Raw genomic sequence first — 24,592 nt, 5'->3', positions numbered from 1 at the left:
CAGGAACCACCTCCTTAGCCTGCGTAATCTCCCTTACGCGGGCTTATTTTTTATCTCCCCCCGTCCTTCCCTTTCTTCATGCGGTACACTTTATGCATTACTGAGCAACAAAGGTCCCCTGATAATGTCCACGTTTCCAGCCAGCTTACTGATTCTGAATGGCAAAGGCGCCAATGAACCGTCGCTACGAGAGGCGGTTAAACTGTTACGCGACGAAGGAATCGATATTCATGTCCGCGTGACCTGGGAAAAAGGCGATGCCGCTCGGTTTATCGATGAGGCCCTGAAGCTGAATGTCGAAACGGTGATTGCCGGCGGCGGCGATGGCACCATCAACGAGGTGGCGACGGCGCTAGTTGAGCGCGATGGCGATATGGCGCTGGGAATTTTACCGCTGGGCACGGCGAACGATTTCGCTACCAGCGTCGGTATCCCCCAGGATCTGGCCAGCGCCTTGAAGCTGGCCATCGTTGGCCGCGACGTGGCGATAGATATTGCGCGGGTTAATGATAAGACCGGTTTTATTAATATGGCCACCGGCGGCTTTGGTACCCGAATCACGACCGAAACCCCGGAGAAACTCAAGGCCGCGCTCGGCGGCGTCTCTTATTTAATCCACGGCCTGATGCGCATGGATACGCTTAAGCCGGACCGCTGCGAAATCCGCGGCGAGAACTTTCACTGGCACGGCGACGCGCTGGTCATCGGTATCGGCAACGGACGCCAGGCCGGAGGCGGCCAGCAGCTGTGCCCGGAAGCGTTAATTAACGACGGTCTGCTGCACCTGCGCATCTTCACCGGCGAAGAGCTGATCCCCACGCTGTTCAGCACCCTCGCCAATCCGGAAAACTCACCGAATATTATCGACGGCGTCTCATCGTGGTTTGAGATAACCGCTCCCCACGAGATGACGTTTAACCTCGACGGCGAACCGCTAACCGGCAAAACCTTCCGGATGGAGCTCTTACCGGCCGCGCTGCGCTGCCGACTGCCGCCCGACTGCCCATTGTTACGCTAATCAAGCCTCGCAAAGTAAAGACGGCGCCCGGCTGGTATACAGCAGCCGGGTACGCTCGTTAAGCCGCTGGATGTTCAGGTAAAACGGCACCTGCGGCTGCAGGAAAAACGAGGGCAGGATGCGCTTTATGTGCTCCTCCTGCTCGGTCTCGCCGATGCTGGCCGAGACGGTTTCCGAACGCAGGAAGTAGTGCTGGCCGTCGCGGGTAAAGCTAAACCAGATGTTCTGATTAATGGTAAACGACTCGCCCTGCGGCGGCGTAATTTCCCCGCGAACAATCACCAGCCCGCGGCTGCTATCAAATACGTAGCGTAACGAAATATCGCCCTGGTAACCCGCGTTAAATAACCGCAGCTCCCCGCTACACTGAAAATGATTGCGCTGCCAGTATTGCCACGATTTTATTGCCACCCCAGTTAATATGCCGATAAATACGATAGTGATTAACCAGTTAATTTCACGCCGGCGCATTGACTACCTCCTTAATGTAATATTTGGTGAGGCATTGATTATCACGCCATTGACTAAATTTTTGCTGACAGCTAATCACCGAAACGCGGGCTTCCCCAGGATAAAGCGTCAAATAAATCCACGAATATTTTTCGCAATCAAATTTGCTACGATTGATAAAAGTCGTATGCCGAACGTGATCTACCACATCGTCATTGGCAAAAAAATGACATTGTTGCGAAAATTTAGCATTAATGGGCACATAAGTTTGCAAATAAGAGTCGAATTCTGTGTGCCACGCAACAAAACCGCCCACCAGACAGCTCAGCAGTGCCGCAAGCCCCCACAGAAGAGAGCTTCGCGGCCTTAACCGCTTTTTTCCAGGCACACTCGCAGCAGCGACCTCCTTATGTACAGGCTCGTCAACATGCGAGCATTGTTCCTCCGCGACCGGCGTCTTTATCGCCTCATCCGGCTGAAATTCCGCCATCGTTAATGTCGCTTCGAGCCTGACCCCCACTCTCGGCACCGTTATAATAATATCTTCCTCGACGCCCAGTTCCTTAAATGCGCGGCGCAGCAGAGAAATATTCTGGTAGAAACCGTTGCTGGTCACCTGAGCACCATGCTTTATCCACACTTCCTCAAAGAAGGTTTCACGGGCTACGGTTTTGCCATCCTGCTGAATAAGCAGCAACAGGCAGCGACTGGCCGGCATATTTAATGATACCGCTTTCGTCTCGTCAGCAATGAGTATTAAAACACTACGTTGCGGAGTAAATTCCACTATTCCATTAATCGTATATTTTTCCATCCTGTTCCCTGAGCGTGGTAATCATGTGGATAAGCGACATGGATACCGTATATTAAATACGATAATCCTCCATGACGGAGATGACAGTTTAAGATTTTTCGCAAGCGAGTTTACTCTATTACTCAGCGGAACTGGAGGCACAATGCGCAGTTTTTCCTTGCTATTAACAAGGTTTAAGTGAATTTACAGAATGGATGATTTTTTACTTTAAACAGAAAATGGTCGTTTATGTCATTAAAAACCATAAATATAAATTATAGTTCCACATAATTTCATTTACACGAAAGATATTATCATTTTAGATCTAAACACCACTTTTACATTAATATACGATATTTATAACTATAAATACATATAGCTTCAATGTTTTATCTAAAAAATGGCGCATACCCCGGTAGAGAATGCGCCATGTTGCCTAGTACATAGACACCGCCCGCGCCATTTCGCGCGTATATTGCTGGCTTGCGTTAACCAGCATCTGCGTATAGGCCGTTTGCGCTTCACCGTTGACCAGCGCGTCCACCGTCAAAGTTTCGAGGATCTTGCCATACTGCATCACCGCCACTTTCTGGCATAAGTGGGCAATAACCCCGAGATCGTGGGTGACCATCAGGTAAGTGAGCTTAGCCTCCTGCTGCAGCTCCGCCAGCAGGTTGAGGATCTCGGCCTGCACCGACACATCCAGCGCCGATGTCGGCTCATCCAACAGCAGCACCTGCGGCTCAAGGATCAGCGCTCTGGCAATTGCCACGCGCTGCCGCTGGCCGCCGGAGAGCTGGTGCGGATAGCGTTCGCGAAAGGCCCGATTGAGGCCCACTTTGTCCAGCAGCATATTCATCCGCCGGTCGCGATCGCGAATGCGATGAATCTGTAGCGGCTCCTCGAGGATGTCGCCAATGGTGTGACGGGGATGCAGCGAACCGTACGGATCCTGAAAAACCATCTGCACCTGCCGGCAGCGCTCGCGGTTAATCTCATGGCCTAAACGCTGACCATCGATTGCCAGCTCCCCCTGCCAGTGGGTAAACAGCCCGGCCAGACACTTCAGCACCGTGGTTTTACCGGAGCCGGACTCGCCCACCAGACCGTAAATCTCGCCGGGCCTGACGTGGAAATTAACGTCGTACAGCACCTGATTGCGCTTCTCCCCTTCGCCGAACGCGAGGTTGAGATGTTTCACTTCAATCATTATCCGCTCCTTATTCCGTTAACCAACTGGCCTGGCGCTGCAGGACCGGCAGAACCGGACGACGCTGCCGAATATCCGGCAGCGAGTTAATCAGCCCCTGCGTATAGGGATGGCGGGCGTTATCGAGATCGCCGGCGGCGATGGACTCCACCACCCGTCCGGCGTACATCACCAGCACGCGGTCGCAGAAGCTGCGCACCAGGTTGATATCGTGGCTGATAAAAATCAGCCCCAGCCCGCGCGACTGAACCAGGTCATCCAACAGGCCCAGCACCTGCAGGCGCACCGACACGTCCAGCGCGGAAGTGGGTTCATCGGCGATCACCAGCTCCGGGTCGGTAATCAGCATCATGGCAATCATGATGCGCTGCCCCTGTCCGCCGGATATTTCATGGGGATAAAGCTGATAAACGCGCTCCGGCTGGCGAATACGCACCACCTCCAGCATCTCCAGCGCCTTTGTTTTGGCCTCATCTTTACGCCCCGGATGATGGGTAAGCCAGGCCTCGGCGATTTGCTTACCCACGCAGACTACCGGATTGAGCGAATATTTCGGGTCCTGCATAATCATCGAGATACGTTTACCGCGTACGTCGCGCATCTGCGCTTCGCTGAGATGCCGCAGGTCGAGGTCGGCAAACTGCATCCGGGCGGCGGTGACGCGGGCTTTTTTCGGATGCAGCTGCAGCAGCGCGCGCCCAACGGTGGACTTACCCGAACCGGACTCGCCGACAATCGCCAGCTTTTCACGCCCCAGCTGGAAGGAGACGCCGCGCACGGCATGGGTCACCGCGCTGCCGTTAACAAAGTCGACGCACAGATCGCGTACGTCGAGCAGCGGAGCATTACTCGCTGCGAGGATCGAGGATGTCACGTAGGCCATCTCCTAAAAAGTTGAACGCTAAGCTGTTGATCAGAATCGCCAGCCCCGGAATCGTAACCACCCACCAGCACTCCATCATGTAAGTGCGCCCGCTGGAGATCATCGCCCCCCACTCCGGCTCCGGCGGCTGCGCGCCGAGGCCGAGAAAGCCCAGACCGGCCGCTGTCAGAATGATCCCCGCCATATTCATGGTGATGCGGATAATCACCGACGGCAGACACAGCGGCACGATATGCCGCCAGAGGACGCGGGCCGATGACGCGCCCTGCAGACGTACGGCGGAGATAAAATCAGCCTGGCGCAGAGAGAGGGTTTCGGCGCGCGCCAGGCGAGCAATCGGCGGCCAGGCGGTAAGCGTGATGGCGATAACCACGTGCTCCAGTCCCGGGCCTAAGGCGGCGACGAACGCCAGCGCCAGAACCAGACTCGGAAAGGAGATGAAAATATCGGTGACGCGCATCAGCACCATATCGACTTTGCCGCCGAAATAGCCGGCGCTGACGCCGAGCAGCAGCCCGAGCGGACCGACGGTCACCGAGACCAGCAGCACGATGTAAAGGGTAATGCGCGAGCCGTACACCAGACGGCTAAAGATATCCCGGCCAAACTCATCGGTGCCGAACCAGTGCTGCGCGTTCGGCGCGACCAGCGCGCTGTTGAGGTCCTGCACCAGCGGGTTGTAAGGCGCAATCAGCGGCGCGAAAATCGCCACCACCAGCAGCAGAAAGATAATTCCGCCGCCGATGGCCGTTAGCGGATTGCGCGCCATTTTGCCAATAAACCCGGCCGCCCGCGACGCCGTGCGCCGCAGCCGCTGGCGGCCTTCGCCCGTGCCGCCGGAAAGCGGCGTATCCAGAGAAACGGTCATGATTTTGTCCTCGGGTCAAAGAATTGATACAGCATGTCGGAGAGCAGGTTGAGCATCACGAAGATCACCCCCACCAGCAGCACGCAGCCCATCACCGCGTTCATATCGCCCAGCAGCAGGCTGCCGGTGAGATAGGAGCCAAAGCCCGGCCAGGAGAAGACGGTTTCAATCAGTACCGCGCCTTCCAGCAGCGCGCCGTAGGCCAGCGCCACCACCGTCAGCAGCTGTACGAGGATATTGCGAAACGCATGGTTCCAGATGACCTGACGCTCGGTCAGCCCTTTCACCCGTGCGGTAATAATGAACTCCTGCGACAGCTGGGCCAGCATAAAGCTGCGGGTCATTCGGCTGATGTAGGCCAGCGAGTGAAAGCCGAGCAGCGAGGCGGGGAGTATCAGGTGGTTAATGGCGTTCCAGAACACCTGCCCGTTGCCCGCCAGCAGCGCATCGACGGTCATCAGACCGGTACGCCGTGGCACAATACCGTCCAGCCCGAGGTCTACCCGACCGGCGCCGCCCACCCAGCCAAGCCAGGCGTAGAACAGCAACAGCCCCATCATCCCCACCCAAAAGATCGGCGTTGAGTAGCCCGCCAGGCTGATAATGCGCACCACATAGTCGGATATACTGTTACGTCGCGCCGCCGCCAGCACGCCGAGCGGGATGCCCAGCCCGGCGCCGACGATAATCGCCATCGTCGCCAGCTCCATGGTGGCCGGGAACACGCGAATAATATCGTCCACCACCGGTTTCCCGGTCAGCAGCGCGTTGCCCAGATCGCCGTGCAGCAGGTTGACGAAATAGATCCCAAACTGGGTGGTCAGCGATTTATCAAACCCCAGCTGCTGGTAAACCTGCTGATAGGTACTCTGATCAGCGTCCGGGCCGACAATCGCCAGCACCGGGTCGATGGGCATAACGCGGCCAATGGTGAAGGTCAGCAGCAGCAGGCCGAACAGGGTAATGACCACCTGCAGCAGCCGTTTTGATAAGCGCCGGCCGCGTGAGCCGGGCGCAAGGATTGCGGTGCTCATCCTTTCTCTCCTTCGCGGGTTTTATAGACGTCACGCAGAAAAGTGGTGGCGGAGGGGTGCGGCTGATAATCCCGCACCTCGTTGCGCACCACCACCGAATCGACCATCTGCGAAAGCGGAATTAACGCTGGGATCAGCTGGTCGTAGCGCGTCTGAATGGCCTGGTAATCGGCGACCTGCTTTTGCGCATCGCGTTCCAGCAGGGCATGGTCAATCATCGAATTGAGCTGCGGGTCGTAAAAGCCGGTGCGCCAGCCCTGGAAGTTGGTCAGGCGCGCCTCATCGCTGTTATCCGGGTTATAGACCAGCGCGCGCAGGCTGGAGTGCGGGTGCGGCTCCATTCCGCTGCCGCCGCGTCCTACCAACAGGTCAAATTTACGCTCGCGCATCGCGCCGTAGATCTGGTTACCGGTGCCGGTGATAATTTTGGCGTTAATCCCCGCCTGCATCAGCGTCGACTGCACGGCGATAGCAATGTTCAGGAACGGCTGATCCGAGAGGACCCGCAGCGTGGTATCAAAGCCGTTGGGATAGCCCGCTTCCGCCAGCAGCTTTTTCGCCCGCGCCACGTCCAGCTTATAGCCCGGGTCGGGCAGCGTTGACGGCATGCCCGCCTTAATCGGCCGCTGGTGCAGCACCCCGTAGCCCGGCATCAGCGCTTTATTGATACCCTGGTAATCAATCAGATAGCGCACCGCTTCGCGCACTTTCGGGTTAGCGAAGTGCGCCTCTTTCATGCTCATCGCCACGTAGTACATGGTGCCGCGCTGCACCGCGTCGACGGTCAGCTGGGGGTCGCCGCGCAGGGCGTTGATGTCGGAAACCGCCATATTGTTGGCAATATCGAGGTCGCCTTTTTCGATCATCAGGCGCAGGGTTTGCGACTCCTGGAAATGGCGCAGCACCACGCGGCTCATTTTCGCCTCGCCGCGCCAGTAGTCAGGATTGCGTTTCATGCGCAGCACATCTTTAGCCTGCCAGGTTTCCAGCGTGAACGGCCCGGAGCCGGCTTCATGGGTGGTCAGCCAGCGGTTACCCCAGTCGTTATCCTGCTGGTGGCTTTGCACCGTTTTGCTGTCGAGCACTCCGAGGTTGCCCAGCGCCGCCAGCGAGTAGATCACCAGCTGCGGGTCGTTATCTTTCGGTAACACGATTTGTACCGTCACGTCGTCCGGGGCGCTCACCTGGTTATCAATATTTTTCTTACTGAAGCCGTAGGATTTCCACACCGAGGCCTGGGCGAGGTTGAGATGCAAAATACGCCGCATCGACCACACCACGTCAGCGGCGGTCAGCGGGTTGCCGGAATGAAACTTCACGTCGTCGCGCAAATGAAAGGTCAGCGTTTTGCCATCCGGGCTGATGTCCCAGGATTTCGCCAGCGCGGGCCTGATGTTGGTGAGCTGCTCAGGATCAAGCTCCACCAGTGAGTCGTAGAGGTTAACCACGATCCCCACCACTTCGTTCCCGGTCATCGCCGCCGGGTCAAGGGTGAGCAGGTTATTCATATTCATGCCGATGATGAGCTGATCCGGCGGCGTTTTCGCCAACGCCGCCCCGCTCCCCATCGACACGGCGAGCGCGAGTAAGCACGCTGCCAGTCGGGAGTTTTTTTTCATATCTCTGTTTGCCTGTACTGTAGGGTACATGTTGCCGGATGACGGCATTTTCGCCTTATCCGGTCTACCGGGCCGCAGACCCGATAAGCGCAGCGCCATCGGGCATTTATTTTTTTGAATCAGTCGTGGCTAACGGTGTTGGCTTCGATATACGCAAAATTAATGTCTTCGCCGAGACCTGGACGCTGTGACAAATGCACAAAACCCTGGTCATCCATGGGGTCGACAATACTGTTGAGATAGGCCGCCGGCTCATCGTAGTCGAGGAATGGATGCAGCAGGCCGCGCTCGTACCAGCGGCAATTGCGGATCGCGCCGACTACCGCCAGGCTTGCCGCGCCGTTGCCGTGGACTTCGCAATCCATACCGAAGGATTCCGCCAGCGCCGCCACCTTCATGGTGGGGGTAATACCGCCCACGCCGTTGGCCCCGGCGCGCAGGATGTCGCAGGCTCCGGCTTTCACCCATTCGGCGCGCATGCGGTGCTTGCCGCCGAAGCTCTCCGGTCCGACGATGGGAATTGACAGGTTTTCCGCCAGCCAGGCGTAGGAGGACATCGAATCCTCCTCCATCGGCTCTTCAAACCAGGCGAAGTTGAGTTTTTCCAGTTCTTTGCCAATCCACAGCGCCTCGGCGCGGCTGTACCAGTGATAACCGTCAATCATCAGGTCGATATCCGGCCCTACCGCTTCGCGCACCGCCGCGCAGGCTTTAATGTCCATCTTCGGATTGGGCGCAAAAGCGATCGGCGGCATCCAGGTGTGCAGCTTGATGGCCTTGTAGCCGCGGGCAACCAGCTTTTCGGCAAAAGCAGCATACTCTTCCGGGGTCGACAGACCGCCAGGCAGATCGTCGCCGCACATGGTGCTGCCGTAGGCGGGAACGGTATCGCGATAGCCGCCGAGCAGCTTATACACTGGCATATTGAGCTTGCGACCAATCAGGTCCCACAGCGCCTGTTCCACAAACGACAGCGCGCGCTCGGTCAACTGATGGGCGCTGCCGCGCTGCCAGTGGTTAAGATCCTGCCAGATACGCTCGCGGTTAAACGGGTCCTGCCCCACCATCACCTTGCGAAAAAAGGTGTTCACCACGAACGGGCGTACCACTTCCGGTGGCGCAAACGAAAAACCCCGGGTGCCATCATCGGCGGTAATGGTCAGCATCGCCATTTTCGCCATGCTTTCCGCTCCAGGATGGGAGTGTCCGGCACTGTCAGAAACCCGACGCGTGGGATACTGGAAAACGGTGACATTTACAGATTCAATTTTCATGCTCGGTCCTTATCACGGCCAAATCCGATCTATAGAGTTAAATCGGTAAAGTGGTTTCACATTATTGAAAATACGTTTCAATATCTAATCTAAGCACAATTACGTAGCAGTGCCTCGGACAAACACCGCTAAGCAAGGCAATAAATTTGGGCATTGGCACAACAGGACGTGACTGTTTTCACAAAAGATGGGCGATATGTGAGAAGGATCGGCATAATGAAAAAGGGGGCGTGAGCGCAGAAAAGAGAGTGACCGACCGGGTACATCCCGAGATGTTCTGCGCCCACGAAAGAGTCAGTTATTCGACCGCTTCCGCCGCTGCGTTGAGGTTTTCCAGCAGCTCAGGTAAAGCCTGATAGCGGCCAGCGGCGGCCTGGAAGCGCGCATGCTGGCTATCTTCGGCAATAATCACCGTGGCGATACCTGCGGCCTGGGCCGCGCTAAAGCCGTTGAAACTATCTTCAATCACCAGGCACCGGCTGGCGTCGAGATTGAGCTTACGCAACGTCGTCAGATACACCGCCGGATGCGGCTTGCCCTGCGCTTCATCATCCGCGCTGGAGATAACGTCAAAATAGTGCCAGAGCGAGAGCTTGTTCAGCACCGCGGAGATAACCTGACGGGATGAAGAAGTAGCGAGCGCAATCTTATAGCCCGCGTGGCGAAAATAGCGTAACGCCTCGCGCACCCCGCGCATCGGCTCGCCTTCGGCGGCGATCAGGCCGGTGATACGCTGCAGTATGGCGTCTTCAAGCCGCTGCGGGGCGAGGTCAAGCTGACAATACTGACACCAGGTACGGGCAATGTCGTCAAGGCGTTTACCTTTGGTCAGCCTTTCGCACTCCTCATCGCTCGCCGTTGCCCCCCAGCGGGCGAGGGCTTCGATCTGCGCCCGCCGCCACAGGGATTCGGAATCAATAATGACGCCATCCATGTCAAAAATTACTGCCTGAATACTCATCATCCACCTCGTTAAGGCTGGCATGCCGGGCATGCCAGCCGCATTATCTTAAGAGAACTCCACCTGCTCGCCGGCCGGCGCTTCCTTGCGGGTAAAACCCGGCTGCTCGACGTGAATAAACGCGCAGAGGAAAAAGGCCGCCACGTACAGCGCGGTATAGGCGATCACCACCCCGATGGTGCTGAAGAACGGCAGCAAAATCACCGCAATGGCCGGTGCGAGAAAGTTCGACATCCCCGCCGACAGGTTGTAAACCGAAATAGCCGCCCCTTTGTGCTGTGGCTCCAGCGCCGGGAAGACCGCTGCCAGCGGTACGAAGGCGGCGACAAAGATCCCCAGGGCAATGGCCGGAATCATCGCCATCGCGAAATTATGTCCGAAGTGCTGCGGAATGTAGTAAAACGCCAGGCTGGAGAGCGCCATGCCGATGCAGCCAAACCAGCGCACCACCTTCATCCAGCCCAGTTTTTCCCCCAGAATGCCCCACAGCACGTTAGAGAAAATGGTGGTGAAGAAGAACACCGCCCACACCTGCAGCCACTCGGAGGTGGTAAAGCCCAGCTCATCGACAAACATCATCGGCATAATTACCGCAAAGCCAAACAGCGAGAGGGTATTGATAATCCGCACCATGCTCGACAGCAGAATATTGCGGTTGGTATAGAGCAACGTCGCCGCCCGCCCCAACTCGGAAAACTTCTCGCGGGTGGTCAGGTTCTGCATATGGCGCGGCGTTTGAATATGGCGCAGGGAAGCCAGCGCGATGATGCCGCCGGTGACGCAAAAAGCCAGCGCCAGCCATAGCGTCCCCAGCTCGCCGATATGCGGTATGGTAAAGCTCGGAATATAGCTGCCGAAAACGCCGATACCGATCGAGTAAACTGCCCAGAACCAGCCGATCGCCGAGCTAGCGTTATCGCTTTTCACGTTGTGGATAATGGCAACGATAAACGAGTAGAGGAACAGCGGATACGCGAAGCCGCGGATACCGTAGAAAACGAGGATCAGCGCATAGTTCGCGTGGCCGAGGCCGAAGACGAGAAACAGTACGTGGAACACGCACCACAGCACGAAGCCAATCATCATGGTTTTCAGCGGGGTAATGATTTCCGCCACCACGCCGGAGATCCACGCCGACAGCGCGGCGGCCAGGCCGTAGAGGGTAAAGGCAAATGAAGCCTGCGCCGGGGAGAAACCGAGCTCTTTGATGTAATGCGAGAGAAATGCCAGTTCAAAACCGTCGCCGGTCATGAATACGGCAATGGCGATGTATCCCCAGAGCAGGTTCAGGGGTAAGCCGAGCCACTGTTTATTATTGATAGACATAATGACCTCGTTTTAGGGTACAGGAGGCCGTTCCGGTAAGTTCACCGGAACGGTTATCGTGATAAAAATTAGTGCTTCCGGTAGTTCAGATCGTTTAAATACAAGGAGTTAAACTGTGCGTAGCGCTGCATCAGGGTCTGATGGCGTGCCGGGTCAGCGCGCCAGGTCTGCCAGACCTCCGGTTTTTCACACACCGCGGCAAGCGGTTTGCCCGCCGCCAGGCAGGCCAGCCGCGCCGCGCCCAGCGCCCCGCCGGTCTCTCCGCCTTTGTGGGTCACCACCGGCATATCGAGAATATCGGCCAACAGCTGCGCCCAGAACGGGCTGCGGGCGCCGCCGCCAACCAGCGAACATTGTTCGATCCGCGTCCCGCTCTCTTTCAGCACCCGCAGGCCGTCATTGATGCCAAAGCTCACCCCTTCCAGCACCGCGTAGCCGAGCTGGGCGCGCAGGCTGGAGTGGGTCATGCCCCAGAACATGCCGCGCGCGTCAGGATCGTTGTGCGGGGTACGTTCGCCGGAGAGATAGGGTAAGAAGAACGGCGCATGGGCCTTCTCCTCCTCGCTAAGTTGGGCAATCTCCTCCAGCAGCGCTACCTCCGTAGTGCCGGTCAGGCGGCAGAACCACTGCAAACAGCTGGCGGCGCTGAGCATGACGCTCATCTGATGCCACAGATTCGGCAGAACGTGACAAAAGGCGTGTACCGCCGACTGCGGCGCTGGACGATAGGCGTCGGTCACCACAAACAGCACCCCGGAGGTGCCGAGCGAAATAAACGCGTCTCCCGGCGAGACCGCGCCGACGCCGATGGCGCTGACCGCGTTATCGCCGCCGCCGCCGGCAACCGCTACCGAGGGGTTCAGCCCCCAGCGCTCGGCCACCTGCGGGTCAAGCGTGGCGGACACCTCGCAGCCTTCGACCAGTGTCGGCATCTGGCTGCGCGCCAGGCCGCACTTATCCAACAGAGAGTCGGACCAGTCGCGCTTCGCCACGTCCAGCCACAGCGTCCCGGCGGCGTCCGACATATCGGAGACTTTCTTACCGGTCATCCGATAGCGCAGATAATCCTTCGGCAGTAGCACCGTGGCGGTGCGCTGAAAGTAGTGCGGCTCGTGGCGGCGAACCCACAGCAGCTTCGGTGCAGTAAAGCCCGGCATCGCCAGGTTTCCCGCCACCTGATGCAGCTCCGGCGCCATCTCTTCCAGCTCCGCGCACTCTGCGGCGCAGCGGGTGTCGTTCCACAGAATGGCCGGGCGAATCACCTCCCCCTCGTCATCCAGTAGGACCGCGCCGTGCATCTGCCCGGAAAGGCCGATGGCTTTAATGGCCGGCCAGTGCTGGGCGCATTTTTCCCGCAGCGTGGCCATCAAATACTCCGTCGCCTCCCACCATGACTGCGGCGATTGTTCTGACCAGTGCGGATGGGGACGCTGAATACTCAGCGGTGCGCTATGGCTGGCGATAACCTCATTGTTCTCATCAATGACCAGCGCTTTGACTTCCGATGTGCCGAGATCGATACCCAGATACATAGCCACCTCTTAGTTAATCAGCGTATAGACTGCGGCGATCTTCTCGCGCATCAGCGCCAGGAAATCGACATTGTCGGCAAGCGTGCCAAACAGCGCTGTATTACGGGCGTACAGGGCCACCGGATCCTGAGCTTCAAACATTTCATGTACCGCCTGAGCGTCGAGGATGCCGTCCTGGTACTGATACGGCAGGGTTCCTTTATGCCACTGTTCCATAAAGACGAAGAACAGCGCGGGCAGCATGGCGGTCGCTTCCGGGCGGACGCCGCGCTGGTAGCACTCCTGCAGGGTTGGCGCGATCATCGCCGGAATTTTCGAGAAGCCATCGGCAGCGACGCGCTGGTTGGTGTCCTGGATATACGGGTTGGTAAAGCGCTTGAGCACCACGTCACGATAGATCGGCAGGTCAATGCCGTTATCGCCGAGGCACGGAATCACATCCTCGGTGACGTAGCGGTCGGCAATGGCGTAGATGAAGTCGGTCAGCGTACTTTCATGAATATACTGCTGGCCGATTAACGTCCCCGCCCACGCGATGCAGCTATGCGAAGCGTTCAGTATGCGGATTTTCGCCTCTTCATAAGGGATCACCGATGCAACCATCTCCACGCCGACCGCTTCCAGGTTCGGGCGTTCATCGCGGAAGTTGTTTTCCACTACCCACTGGATAAAGGTCTCGCCCATCACCGGCGCTTTATCGTCAATACCGGTTTGCGCTTTGATGCGCGCGGGCAGGTCAGCCGCCGGACGCGGTGTAATGCGGTCGACCATGGTATTCGGACAGGTGGTGTTGACGGCCATCCAGTCAATCACCGCCTGCTTGCCGGTTAGCTGCAGGAACTCAACCATGCCGTCGTGAAAGCGTTCGCCGTTATGGCGCACGTTATCGCAGTTCAGCAGGGTCAGCGGCCCGGCGTTGTCGGCCATGCGCTTTTCCAGAATCCGCGCAAGGGTGCCGTAAATGGTTTTGCACTCCCCTGCCAGATCCGCCTGCAAATCGGGGTTGCTGGTTTCCAGCTGATGGCGGGTATTCAGGTAGTAGCCCCCTTCCGTCACGGTAAAGGCGATAACTTTGGTCTGCGGGTTTGCCCCTTCGTTAATCAGCGGCTGCAGCCCGGCCTGCCACGGCAGCAATTTTTGAATGGAGGTGATTTCTTCATATTCGCGCTCCCCTTCCGGGCTGACGGTTTCCAGCACGTAGCGTCCACCCTGCGCCGCCAGCGCCTGGACCACCTGCTCGGCGTCGTTGCGAATATTCCCCGCCGCGATATGCCAGCGCTTATCTCCGGAAGCGATCAAACGATGCAGATACCACGCCTGGTGAGCGCGATGAAAAGAACCCAGACCAATGTGAAGCCATGTGAATTTATTGTTCATGTTCTGATCTCCTTGAGTTGATGGGCTCACTGTAATTGATCATTTGACCAAAATAAGAGCCATGGATCACAAAAGAACAATTACCCAAACAAATTACAAATGACCAAAAAAGAGCAAAAGCTTGCCAGTTATCCTGACCACGGCCAGAATGCGGGTATTCGCCGGGTGAAATTACGCCGCGGCCAGCAACTTAGGGCGGGAAACCATGAGCAAAGAAGACGATATCCGGCTGGATCAGAAGGTCCGCGCCGCATGGATGTACTACATCGCCGGGCAGAATCAGAGCGAGATCGCCAGCCAGCTTGGCACCTCGAGGCCGGTGGTGCAGCGGCTGATCGCCGCCGCGAAAGAAGAAGGGATCGTGTCGATTAGCCTGCACCATCCGGTGGCTAACTGCCTCGATTACGCACAATTGCTGCAGGAGAAGTACCGGCTCATCGAGTGCAATGTCGTGCCCGCCTTTAACGAAGAAAGCACCCTCGATAGCGTGTCGTTCGGCTGCTATCAGCTGATGGCCCGCTATCTGCAGGATGATAAAGAGAAAATCATCGGTCTGGGTTCCGGCCTGACCCTAAAAAAAGCGCTGCAGCGCATCGATTTCGATAGCCAGAATACCCGCTGCGTGGCGCTAATCAGCGCCATGGACGCCGACGGACAGTGCAACTATTACGATGACGTCCCGCTGCTGCTGACCAGCAAAATTAAGGCCAAATACTATCAGTGGCCCGCGCCGCGCTACGCGCAAACTCAGGAGGAGTACGACATGTGGTGCACCAGCCGGCTGTTCCGCAGCGTTTCCGCCGTCGCCCGCCAGGCGGACGTTATTTTTGTCGGCATTGGGCCATTAGGTACCCAAAGCCCCATCTTCAAAGACGGCTTTATCAATCAGGCGCAGATGGATGAGCTGACCGCCCGCGGCGGCATCGGCGAGATTATGGGGCGCTTTATTGATGCCGAAGGCGGCGTGGTTGACAGCGAAATCAACAGAATGATTACCAGCTATGACATTCGCCAGAACCAGTGCCCGCGCATCGCGGTGGCGTGCGGCGAGTACAAACGTCCGGCGATTCTGGCGGCGCTTAAAGGCGGCTGGATCAATGGCCTGGTGACCGATGAACATACCGCCCGCTGGCTGCTGACGCGCTAACGTCAACCGCCAGAAAGCGGCTTAGCGGCTGCTCATCAACAGCGGCGGAATTTCAATCCGCTGCTGGCTGGCATCGCCGGAATCGATAATCTGAAACACCGCTTCCAGCATCGCCGGTACGTCCTGCTGCACCATGTCGATATCGTGCCCCAGCAAATAGACAAACGGGTCCCAGTCAAAGCAGCCCATCGGCGGCTGTTCGCTGCCGGTCAGCCCCGCCTGCGATAGCCAGCGCACCACCCCTTCCAGCGATATCGTCGAGTTGACAAATATCCCCGGCAAGTGGGTCTCCGCTGCGCCAAACCGCTCTTGCAGGCAGGCCTCGACTTTACCTTTCGAATAACCGGGCGCCAGGATGTTCTCCTGCGGCACGCTCAACCCCAGCTCCCGATGCGCATCGTGAAAGCCGCGTAAACGCTCGCTGGTATTATGGTCGCCGCTGCGTCCACCAATAAAGGTCAGCGGCGCAAGCGCCCCCCGGCGGCGAGCGCTATTGGCGAGGATTTTTTGGGTCAGCGCCTTCGCGCCGCCGTAGTTATCCGATATTACCGACGGGGCGACAGACCCCGGCAGGTCGAGATTGACCGTGGGCACGCCTGCCTGCTGGCACAGGGCGGTAATTTTGTCCGGATTGGTTGCCCCGGTCGCCACCACCCAGTCAACCTGCCAGGAGAGCATCGCTTTTACCGCTTCAATTTCCAGCTCCGGGCTACGACGCGTACAGGTGATGATCGGCAACAGGCCGCGCTCGCGGGCCATCTCCTCAAAGCGCTCGGCGACCGAACCGAAATAGCGGTTATCGTATTTGGGGACAATCATGCCAATGACGTGCGATTTTTTACTGCGCAGCATGCTGGCCTGGCGGTTAATGGCATATCCCTGCTCCTCGGCAATCCGCGTCACCTTTTCGGCAAGCTTTGCGCTGATACGGCGCTTTTTCCAGTTGCCGTTGAGGATAGCGCTCACCGCGCTCGCCGAAACGCCGGAAAGTTCCGCCAGGTCGTAAATCGTGATTTTCTTCATTTTCCCAACTTGCGTCACAAAATCATTTCGCTGTTAATTTCCCCACTTGCTCAATCGATGAAGCTAGCGCAACATGAGCTTCATCGATTGAGCTTCCATTCGACTTTCCGAAGTATTAACGCATTCAGCATTAATATTCCAGAAAAACTCAAGAAATGACGCTCATATTCAATACCTTAACAAGTTTTTGTCTTTAACGTCGAACGCGATGCCCTCGCGCTCGATAGTGCCAACCAAACTCTGTAAAGGATTATAAAATGAACCACTCTGTCTCCTCTATGAATACTTCCCTCAGCGGTAAAGTTGCCGCTATCACCGGCGCGGCGTCCGGTATCGGCCTCGAATGCGCGAAAACCCTGCTCGGGGCTGGCGCAAAAGTGGTGCTTATCGACCGCGAAGGGGAAAAGCTCAACAAACTTGTCGCCGAACTCGGCGAAAACGCCTTCGCCCTGCAGGTTGACCTGATGCAGGCGGATCAGGTTGATAACCTTCTGCAGGGAATTTTGCAGCTCACCGGGCGTCTTGATATTTTCCACGCCAACGCCGGAGCCTATATCGGCGGGCCGGTGGCCGAGGGCGACCCGGACGTCTGGGATCGCGTGCTGCACCTCAATACCAACGCCGCCTTCCGCTGCGTGCGCAGCGTCCTGCCGCATCTTATCGCGCAAAAGTCCGGGGACATTATCTTCACCAGCTCTATCGCGGGCGTGGTACCGGTGATCTGGGAGCCTATCTATACCGCGTCGAAATTTGCCGTTCAGGCGTTTGTGCATACCACCCGCCGCCAGGTTTCCCAGTACGGCGTGCGCGTCGGCGCCGTGCTGCCGGGCCCGGTAGTCACCGCCCTGCTGGACGACTGGCCGAAAGCCAAAATGGACGAAGCGCTGGCCAACGGCAGCCTGATGCAGCCGATTGAAGTGGCCGAGTCAGTGCTGTTTATGGTGACGCGGTCGAAAAACGTCACCGTACGCGACATCGTGATCCTGCCGAACAGCGTGGATCTCTGACCGTTCAACCAGCCTGTGTGAGAGGATTTTATGCAAAGCGATACGCAACATATTATTGGCGCCGATGTCGGTTCGGGCAGCGTTCGCGCCGGAGTGTTCAATCTGCGGGGAGACCTTGTCGCCCACGCAACCCGGGAAATTACCCTATTTCGCAGTGCCGGAAATGTGGTGGAACAGTCGAGCCGCGAGATCTGGCAGGCGGTGTGCTACTGCATTAAAACGGCGGTGGCCAGCGCCGGCGTCGCGCCGTCCTCGGTTGCCGGTATCGGCTTCGATGCCACCTGCTCGCTGGTGGTGATCGGTGAAAACGATGCGCCGCTGGCGGTCGGTCCTTCGGAAGACCCGGATCGCAATATCATCGTCTGGATGGATCACCGCGCCACCGGGCAGGCGGAAAAAATTAACGCCACGGGCCACGCGGTATTGCGGTACGTCGGCGGTAAAATCTCGCCAGAGATGGAAACGCCGAAAATTCTCTGGCTGAAGGAGAACCGCCCGCACACTTATCAGCAGGCGCGCCACTTCTTCGATCTTGCGGATTATCTGACCTGGCGCTCAAGCGGCGATTTAGCCCGCTCGGCGTGCACCGTGACCTGTAAATGGACCTACCTGGCGCATGAACAACGCTGGGACGCCGGGTACTTCCGCCAGATTGGCCTCGAAGAGCTGGCGGATGAAGATTTTGTCCGCATCGGCCAGCGTATTGTCGATCCGGGAACCCCCTGCGGCGACGGCCTCTGCGCCACGGCGGCAGAGGAGATGGGCCTGCCCGTCGGTACTCCGGTGGCGGTCGGTATGATCGATGCCCACGCGGGTGGTATCGGCACCGTCGGCGTGCTTAACGGCGCGGTCAATAACATGGCCTACGTTTTCGGCACCTCCTCCTGCACCATGACCACCACTCAGGAAGCGGTGTTCGTGCCCGGCGTCTGGGGACCATATTACTCGGCGATGGTGCCAGGGTTCTGGCTGAGCGAAGGCGGACAGAGCGCGGCCGGAGCGGCCATCGACCAGTTGCTGAGCTTCCATCCCGCCGCCGCCGAGGCTAAGGCGCTGGCCAAGGCGCGCGGCGTCCCGCTACCGGTTTATCTTGCCGATAGCGTGCTGGCGAAAGTGGAAAGTTCTTCTGCTGCGGTCACACTCGCCGCCGGGCTGCACGTGGTGCCTGAATTTTTAGGTAATCGGGCGCCGCTGGCCGACCCGCACGCGAAAGCAATTATCGCCGGGCTGGGGATGGAGCGGGACCTGGACAACCTGATGGCGCTCTACGTCGCCGGGCTGTGCGGGATCGGTTACGGCCTGCGGCAGATTATTGACGCGCAGAAGGCGTGCGGCATCCGCAGCGAGAATATCATCATTAGCGGCGGTGCCGGACAGCATCCGCTGGTGCGTCAGCTATTAGCCGATGCCTGCGGCGTTACCGTAGTTAGCACCGCCAGCAGCGAGCCGGTACTGTTAGGTTCGGCCATCCTCGGCGCGGTAGCAGGTAAAGTCGCCCCTTCCCTACCGGAAGCGATGAAGCAGTTTACGCGGGTGGATAAAACCTATCGCTGCGTAGAACAATTTAGCGCCGATCATCAGCGGCGCTATGAAGCATATAAAACGCTACAGCACACGGCGCGGCTAATTCGCGAATAAGCGGGATCCCGGAGGCGGCGCTTGGCGCGCCTGTCCGGGCTACCGGCCTGCAGACAGCGGTGAACCGGTAGCGCGGCCAGGCGCAGCGCCGCCGGGAAAGACAGACGACGCTGCTGCTTTACAGGCTTATATAGCCGTTAAGCAATGGTGACTTTGCCGTCCAGATAGACATCCTGCACGGCATTGATCAGCTTCACGCCGTCGGCCATCGATTTTTTAAACGCCTTACGTCCGAGGATCAGCCCCATGCCGCCCGCGCGCTTATTAATAACCGCCGTGCGCACGGCGTCGGACAGATCGGTTTCGCCGCCCGCCGCGCCGCCGGAGTTAATCAGCCCGGCACGGCCCATATAGCAGTTCGCCAGTTGGTAACGCACCAGATCGATCGGATTATCGCTGGTGAGCTTGCTGTAAACCCGATCGTCGGTATAGCCGAAGTTCACCGCTTTATAGCCGCCGTTATTTTCCGCCATTTTCTGCTTCACGATATCTGCGCCGATGGTCGCCGCCAGGTGGTTGGCCTGACCGGTTAAGTCAGCGGAGACGTGATAGTCGACGCCATCTTTCTTAAACGCCGAATTACGCAGATAGGCCCACAGTACGGTCACCAGACCCAGTTCGTGCGCGCGTTCAAACGCAGCGGAGATTTCTTCGATTTGCCGACGAGACTGTTCGGAACCGAAATAGATCGTCGCCCCGACCGCCACGGCGCCCATATTGAACGCCTGCTCAACGCTGGCGTAAAGCGTCTGATCGTATTCGGTCGGGTAGCTCAGCGTTTCGTTGTGGTTCAGTTTGACCAGGAAGGGGATACGGTGCGCATAGCGGCGCGACACCGAGGCCAGCACGCCATAGGTGGAGGCCACGCAGTTACAACCGGCCTCAATGGCCAGTTCGACGATATTTTTCGGATCAAAGTACAGCGGGTTGGCGGCAAATGAGGCGCCAGCAGAATGCTCTACGCCCTGATCGACCGGCAGGATCGACAAATACCCGGTTCCCGCCAGGCGGCCGGTGTTATACAGGGTTTGCATATTACGCAGCACCGCCGGCGGATGATTGTTATCCACCATCACCCGATCGACATAATCCGCCCCCGGTAAATAGAGCTGGTCGGCTGGAATTGTCATACAGCGGTGCTGTAAAAGCGTGTCGGCATCTTTGCCAAGCAACTGCGTAATATCAGTCATAGCTATCTCCCGTAAGTGCCGGTCGAAACCGGCATGCGTTTTCCCAACCCAATTATTTTGGGCAGCAATAAGTCTGGTATCGAAAGTGGGATTTTTCCATTGCAGAGGGATTTTTAAATGTCATCCACTGACATCATCCATAACCGGGAAAATGTTATATCGGTCAAAGTTCCACCCTAAAGGTATTTAAAAGGTATTATATAATGGTATTGTTATTACGTACCTTACCTATCATGAAGGATTCAAAGATGAAAACTACAGTAAAGCTGTCATTCATGATGTTCATTGAGTGGTTTATCTGGGGCGCGTGGTTTGTCCCTTTATGGTTATGGCTGAATAAAAGCGGATTTACCGCTGGTGAAATTGGCTGGTCCTATGCCTGTACCGCCATTGCGGCGATCCTTTCGCCGATCCTCGTAGGTTCATTGACCGATCGCTTTTTCTCAGCGCAGAAAGTGCTGGCCGTACTGATGTTTGTCGGCGCGGTATTAATGTATTTCGCCGCGCAGCAAACCACCTTCAGCGGCTTCTTCCCGTTGTTGCTGGCCTATTCCCTCACGTATATGCCGACCATTGCACTGACCAACAGCATCGCTTTTGCCAACGTGCCGGATGTCGAACGTGATTTTCCCCGCATTCGCGTGATGGGCACCATTGGCTGGATTGTCTCAGGCCTGGTCTGCGGCTTTCTGCCACAAATGATGGGCTATAGCGATATTTCTCCGACCAATATCCCTTTGTTGATCACTGCTGGCAGCTCGGTGCTGCTGGGTATTTTTGCCTTTATGCTGCCCGATACGCCGCCGAAGAGTACCGGCAAGCTGGATTTAAAAGTGATGCTGGGGTTGGACGCGCTCATCCTGTTACGTGATAAAAACTTCCTTGTGTTTTTCTTCTGCTCATTCCTGTTCGCTATGCCGCTGGCTTTCTACTACATCTTCGCCAACGGCTACCTCACGGAAGTCGGAATGCAAAACGCGACAGGATGGATGACGCTCGGCCAGTTCTCTGAAATTTTCTTCATGCTGGCACTACCGTTCTTCACCACACGCTTTGGCATTAAAAAGGTATTATTACTTGGTCTTATCACCGCGGCGATTCGTTACGGATTTTTCGTCTACGGCGGTGCAGATCAATACTTCACCTATGCCCTGCTGTTTCTTGGAATTTTGCTTCACGGCGTAAGCTACGATTTCTATTACGTTACTGCCTATATCTACGTTGATAAAAAAGCACCGGTACACATGCGTACGGCGGCGCAAGGGCTAATCACGCTCTGCTGCCAGGGGTTTGGCAGTTTACTCGGCTATCGTCTGGGCGGCGTAATGATGGAGAAAATGTTTGCTTATCAAGAGCCGGTAAATGGGTTGACCTTCAACTGGGCAGGAATGTGGGGCTTCGGCGCCGCTATGATCGCCGTTATCGCCGTGTTGTTTATGATTTTCTTTCGCGAATCGGATACAGAGATCACCGCTATTAAGGTGCAAAACGACGATTGCGATGCTGCACTGAAACAAGAGGAAGTTAAATGAAAACGGAACGTATTCTCGGCGCGCTCTACGGGCAGGCATTAGGCGATGCGATGGGCATGCCGTCTGAACTCTGGCCTCGCTCACGCGTTAAAGCTCACTTTGGGTGGATTGATCGCTTTCTACCCGGACCGGCTGAAAACAATGCAGCCTGTTACTTTAATCGTGCCGAATTTACGGATGATACATCGATGGCGCTCTGCCTCGCGGATGCCATCATTGAATGCCATGGCAAAATCTCACCAGAAGTTATCGGGCGCAATATCCTTGCCTGGGCTGAAGGGTTCGATGCGTTCAATAAAAACGTGCTGGGTCCGACTTCTAAAATTGCGCTCAATGCCATTCGCGACGCAGTACCGATCGATGAACTGGAGAACAACGGCGTCACGAATGGGGCGGCGATGCGCGTCTCACCGCTAGGCTGCCTGCTCGCACCAACACAGCTAGACAGCTTTATTGATGAGGTGGCGCTGGCTTCCAGCCCCACGCATAAATCCGACCTCGCGATTGCGGGTGCCGTCGTGGTGGCGTGGGCAATCTCTCGGGCTATCGAAGGAGATAGCTGGCAGGCGATTGTCGACTCGCTGCCTGCTGTGGCACGCCAGGCGCAGGAAAAGCGGATCACCACTTTTAGTGCCTCGCTGGCTGCCAGGCTGGAGTTGGCTTTGTGCGTGGTACGTCAGGCAGATGGTATTGAATCAGCCTGTGAGGGGCTCTATCAGCGCGTTGGCGCAGGCACCAGTACCCTTGAATCCGTTCCCTGCGCAATTGCGATGGTTGAGCTGGCTGGAGGCGACCCTAACCGCTGCGCCATTCTGTGCGCAAATCTCGGTGGCGATACCGACACCATCGGCGCAATGGCAACTGCAATTTGCGGTGCACTGAGGGGGATTTCTTCTATCGACGCCACCCTGAAGCAACAGCTTGATGAAGTGAACCAACTCGACTTTACCCGCTACGCCACGGCGCTTGCACACTACCGAGAGCAACGGGAGGCATCATGAATCTGATGCAACGATTACCCACCTTAGGCAACAAGCGTCCCATCACCATCGTCGGCGCGGCGGTCATCGATGTGATTGCTGACGCTTACGCCCTCCCCTGGCGAGGCTGTGATATTGAACTGCAACAGCAAAGCGTCAATATTGGCGGCTGTGCCCTGAATATTGCGGTTGCCCTGAAACGTCTGGGAATGGAAGCCGATAACGCCCTACCCGTTGGACAAGGCGTATGGGCTGATATCATCCGTAATAACATGGCCCGGGAAGGGCTTTCCAGCCGCATCGACGGCGTCACGGGTGACAACGGCTGGTGTCTTGCGCTGGTTGAGCCGGACGGCGAACGCACGTTTATGTCGTTTAGCGGTGTTGAAAACCAGTGGAATCCCGCCTGGCTGGCGCAACTAACTGTTCCGCCGCAAAGCCTGGTGTCACTTTCTGGTTATCAACTGGCATCACCCTGCGGGGAAGTGCTGGTGCACTGGCTGGAATCTCTGCGCGATATTACGCCGTATATCGATTTCGGCCCGCGTATCGCTGATATCCCCGAGACGTTAATGCAGCGAATCATGGCCTGTAAGCCCATTGTTTCGCTGAATCGTCAGGAGGCGGAGATCGCCGCAGAGCGCTTTAGATTACCCGTGGCAACCGAAGCGGTTGGTCAGGCCTGGCTAAAGAAATTCGCAATGCCGTTGATTGTTCGTCATGACGAAGAGGGTGCATGGTACTTCAGCGCGGAAGAACAGGGGCTGGCAGCACCGTTCCCTGTGGCGGTAGTCGATACAATCGGTGCAGGTGACAGCCACGCCGGAGGGACGCTAGCCGGACTCGCCTCGGGATGGACGCTGGGCGAGTCGGTACTGCTTGGTAATGCGGTTGCGTCCTGGGTGGTAGGACATCGCGGCGGTGATTGTAGCCCAACGCGCGAAGCATTACTCCTCGCACACAAAAACGTATAGATCGCTACGACAGCGGTTGATGCTGTATTCAATCGGCCGCTGTTGTTGATCGAGTGCAACCTGATTGATAACCAGCACCGGTATTTTTTCATCCATATGAATGTGCGACTGAAATTCGGCATCCGGCATACGTGCACTGACACGCGAGCGCGTACGCTGCGGGAAGATATGCTGACTGCGAAAATAGTCATACAGCGATACGCCGATAGCATCAACATCATGAATCAGTTGGGCAGGAACCCAGGACTCTTCTATGGACACGGCCTCATCATCCACATAGCGAATTCGCTTGAGCAAAAATACATCACTTTGCGGGGCAATCGCCAATTGTGTCGCCACCTCATCCGGGCAGCTCACTATCCGTTTGTTGACCCACAGAGTGTCAGGTTTTTTTCCTCTGAGCACCACCTGCTGCGAAAAACCGCGCGCCTCTTTCAATGAATACTCAAAGATATTATTGATTTGCGTACCGTAGCCGCGAGCTCGGGTCACCACCCCTTCGTCTTCCAGCGTCCGCATCGCTTTGCGAACGGTAATGCGCGACACCCCCGTCAACTGGCTCAGGTCGCGCTCGCCGGGGAGAATATTACCGTGCTCCAGCGCACCACTGCGAACAGCATTTTTAACCGTTTCAGCAAACTTCAGGTACAGCGGCGTGTTATCCGGCGCTGCAATACGCTCGTTCAGTTGTGCGATCAACAGGGTATGCGCTTGTTCCATCGTGTTTTTTCCTGGCGAAAGTCAGGAAACAGTATA

22 protein-coding genes are annotated in these 24,592 nt (G+C 57.0%); 7 read left to right on the top strand and 15 right to left on the bottom strand.

The genetic code is table 11. The annotated features are described in order from the left end of the window. The first annotated feature begins 124 nt into the window (after nucleotides 1-124). A complete protein-coding gene (gene yegS / locus EGY08_RS25220) occupies nucleotides 125-1,018 on the top strand; it encodes a lipid kinase YegS (protein WP_004122651.1) in 894 nt (297 codons plus the stop codon). Here the strand turns inward: yegS and EGY08_RS25215 are convergent, their stop codons facing one another. The 12 genes from EGY08_RS25215 to dalD form a co-directional block, all read right to left on the bottom strand. Then, on the bottom strand, nucleotides 1,019-1,489 hold the full coding sequence (locus EGY08_RS25215; RefSeq protein ID WP_004122654.1) for a hypothetical protein: 471 nt from the start codon (nucleotides 1,487-1,489) through the stop codon (nucleotides 1,019-1,021). It abuts the gene before it with no gap. Then, nucleotides 1,476-2,282 carry a winged helix-turn-helix domain-containing protein gene (locus EGY08_RS25210; protein ID WP_004122656.1) on the bottom strand — a complete coding sequence of 269 codons (807 nt, stop codon included), beginning with the start codon at nucleotides 2,280-2,282 and terminating at the stop codon, nucleotides 1,476-1,478. The genes EGY08_RS25215 and EGY08_RS25210 overlap by 14 nt, the downstream gene beginning before the upstream one ends. Before the next feature lie 415 nt (nucleotides 2,283-2,697). After that, nucleotides 2,698-3,471: an ABC transporter ATP-binding protein gene (locus EGY08_RS25205; RefSeq protein WP_004122658.1), complete on the bottom strand. Its 774-nt coding sequence runs from the start codon at nucleotides 3,469-3,471 to the stop codon at nucleotides 2,698-2,700. Between the two features lie 10 nt (nucleotides 3,472-3,481). Beyond that, a complete protein-coding gene (locus EGY08_RS25200) occupies nucleotides 3,482-4,345 on the bottom strand; it encodes an ABC transporter ATP-binding protein (protein WP_004122665.1) in 864 nt (287 codons plus the stop codon). Then, nucleotides 4,317-5,222 (bottom strand): ABC transporter permease, encoded by a 906-nt coding sequence (locus tag EGY08_RS25195; RefSeq protein WP_004122667.1) that lies wholly within the window; start codon nucleotides 5,220-5,222, stop codon nucleotides 4,317-4,319. The genes EGY08_RS25200 and EGY08_RS25195 overlap by 29 nt, the downstream gene beginning before the upstream one ends. Then, nucleotides 5,219-6,256: an ABC transporter permease gene (locus tag EGY08_RS25190; RefSeq protein ID WP_087829105.1), complete on the bottom strand. Its 1,038-nt coding sequence runs from the start codon at nucleotides 6,254-6,256 to the stop codon at nucleotides 5,219-5,221. The genes EGY08_RS25195 and EGY08_RS25190 overlap by 4 nt, the downstream gene beginning before the upstream one ends. Beyond that, on the bottom strand, nucleotides 6,253-7,875 hold the full coding sequence (locus EGY08_RS25185; RefSeq protein ID WP_123829100.1) for an ABC transporter substrate-binding protein: 1,623 nt from the start codon (nucleotides 7,873-7,875) through the stop codon (nucleotides 6,253-6,255). Before EGY08_RS25185 ends, EGY08_RS25190 begins: the two co-directional genes overlap by 4 nt. Before the next feature lie 119 nt (nucleotides 7,876-7,994). Further along, nucleotides 7,995-9,149 (bottom strand): mandelate racemase family protein, encoded by a 1,155-nt coding sequence (locus EGY08_RS25180; protein WP_004122673.1) that lies wholly within the window; start codon nucleotides 9,147-9,149, stop codon nucleotides 7,995-7,997. Nucleotides 9,150-9,447: 298 nt separating this feature from the next. Further along, nucleotides 9,448-10,110, bottom strand: coding sequence for an HAD family hydrolase (locus tag EGY08_RS25175; protein ID WP_004122675.1), 663 nt, complete (start codon nucleotides 10,108-10,110; stop codon nucleotides 9,448-9,450). A 48-nt stretch (nucleotides 10,111-10,158) separates the two neighbouring features. Beyond that, entirely contained in the window at nucleotides 10,159-11,436 is a 1,278-nt protein-coding gene (gene dalT / locus EGY08_RS25170; RefSeq protein ID WP_004122677.1) for a D-arabinitol transporter, read from the bottom strand. A 68-nt stretch (nucleotides 11,437-11,504) separates the two neighbouring features. Continuing rightward, nucleotides 11,505-12,968: a xylulokinase gene (gene xylB / locus EGY08_RS25165; RefSeq protein ID WP_004122679.1), complete on the bottom strand. Its 1,464-nt coding sequence runs from the start codon at nucleotides 12,966-12,968 to the stop codon at nucleotides 11,505-11,507. 9 nt (nucleotides 12,969-12,977) lie between these two features. After that, nucleotides 12,978-14,345 (bottom strand): D-arabinitol 4-dehydrogenase, encoded by a 1,368-nt coding sequence (gene dalD / locus EGY08_RS25160; RefSeq protein WP_123829099.1) that lies wholly within the window; start codon nucleotides 14,343-14,345, stop codon nucleotides 12,978-12,980. Nucleotides 14,346-14,550: 205 nt separating this feature from the next. On the opposite strand from dalD, the gene EGY08_RS25155 reads away from it, so the two are divergent. Continuing rightward, on the top strand, nucleotides 14,551-15,492 hold the full coding sequence (locus tag EGY08_RS25155) for a sugar-binding transcriptional regulator (RefSeq protein WP_004122682.1): 942 nt from the start codon (nucleotides 14,551-14,553) through the stop codon (nucleotides 15,490-15,492). A 21-nt stretch (nucleotides 15,493-15,513) separates the two neighbouring features. Here EGY08_RS25155 and EGY08_RS25150 read toward each other — a convergent pair whose 3' ends face one another. Next, on the bottom strand, nucleotides 15,514-16,515 hold the full coding sequence (locus EGY08_RS25150) for a substrate-binding domain-containing protein (protein ID WP_087829107.1): 1,002 nt from the start codon (nucleotides 16,513-16,515) through the stop codon (nucleotides 15,514-15,516). A 257-nt stretch (nucleotides 16,516-16,772) separates the two neighbouring features. Between EGY08_RS25150 and EGY08_RS25145 the strand changes: the two genes are divergently transcribed. Further along, on the top strand, nucleotides 16,773-17,522 hold the full coding sequence (locus EGY08_RS25145; protein ID WP_004122684.1) for an SDR family oxidoreductase: 750 nt from the start codon (nucleotides 16,773-16,775) through the stop codon (nucleotides 17,520-17,522). 30 nt (nucleotides 17,523-17,552) lie between these two features. Beyond that, entirely contained in the window at nucleotides 17,553-19,160 is a 1,608-nt protein-coding gene (locus EGY08_RS25140; RefSeq protein ID WP_123829098.1) for an FGGY-family carbohydrate kinase, read from the top strand. A gap of 137 nt (nucleotides 19,161-19,297) precedes the next feature. Here the strand turns inward: EGY08_RS25140 and fbaB are convergent, their stop codons facing one another. Further along, the gene (fbaB, locus tag EGY08_RS25135; RefSeq protein ID WP_123829097.1) at nucleotides 19,298-20,350 is read right to left on the bottom strand and encodes a class I fructose-bisphosphate aldolase; all 1,053 of its coding nucleotides are present in this window, start codon (nucleotides 20,348-20,350) and stop codon (nucleotides 19,298-19,300) included. A 248-nt stretch (nucleotides 20,351-20,598) separates the two neighbouring features. Between fbaB and EGY08_RS25130 the strand changes: the two genes are divergently transcribed. From EGY08_RS25130 to EGY08_RS25120, 3 genes are read left to right on the top strand one after another with little or no spacing between them, the layout of a single operon-like run. Next, entirely contained in the window at nucleotides 20,599-21,882 is a 1,284-nt protein-coding gene (locus EGY08_RS25130; protein ID WP_032741899.1) for a nucleoside permease, read from the top strand. After that, a complete protein-coding gene (locus EGY08_RS25125; protein WP_123829096.1) occupies nucleotides 21,879-22,883 on the top strand; it encodes an ADP-ribosylglycohydrolase family protein in 1,005 nt (334 codons plus the stop codon). Before EGY08_RS25130 ends, EGY08_RS25125 begins: the two co-directional genes overlap by 4 nt. Then, complete coding sequence (locus EGY08_RS25120; protein ID WP_004122691.1) at nucleotides 22,880-23,836, top strand: PfkB family carbohydrate kinase; 957 nt, start codon at nucleotides 22,880-22,882, stop codon at nucleotides 23,834-23,836. Before EGY08_RS25125 ends, EGY08_RS25120 begins: the two co-directional genes overlap by 4 nt. On the opposite strand, the gene EGY08_RS25115 is transcribed toward EGY08_RS25120, so the two are convergent. After that, entirely contained in the window at nucleotides 23,810-24,556 is a 747-nt protein-coding gene (locus EGY08_RS25115) for a GntR family transcriptional regulator (protein WP_004122693.1), read from the bottom strand. The two genes, EGY08_RS25120 and EGY08_RS25115, sit on opposite strands and share 27 nt — an antisense overlap. Nucleotides 24,557-24,592 lie beyond the last annotated feature (36 nt).

Origin of the sequence: Klebsiella sp. FDAARGOS_511 (assembly GCF_003812845.1) — a bacterium.
GTDB classification, from domain to species: domain Bacteria; phylum Pseudomonadota; class Gammaproteobacteria; order Enterobacterales; family Enterobacteriaceae; genus Klebsiella; species Klebsiella grimontii.
The sequence above is the reverse complement of the archived record's forward strand: the minus strand, read 5'-3'. Positions and strand labels throughout refer to the sequence as shown.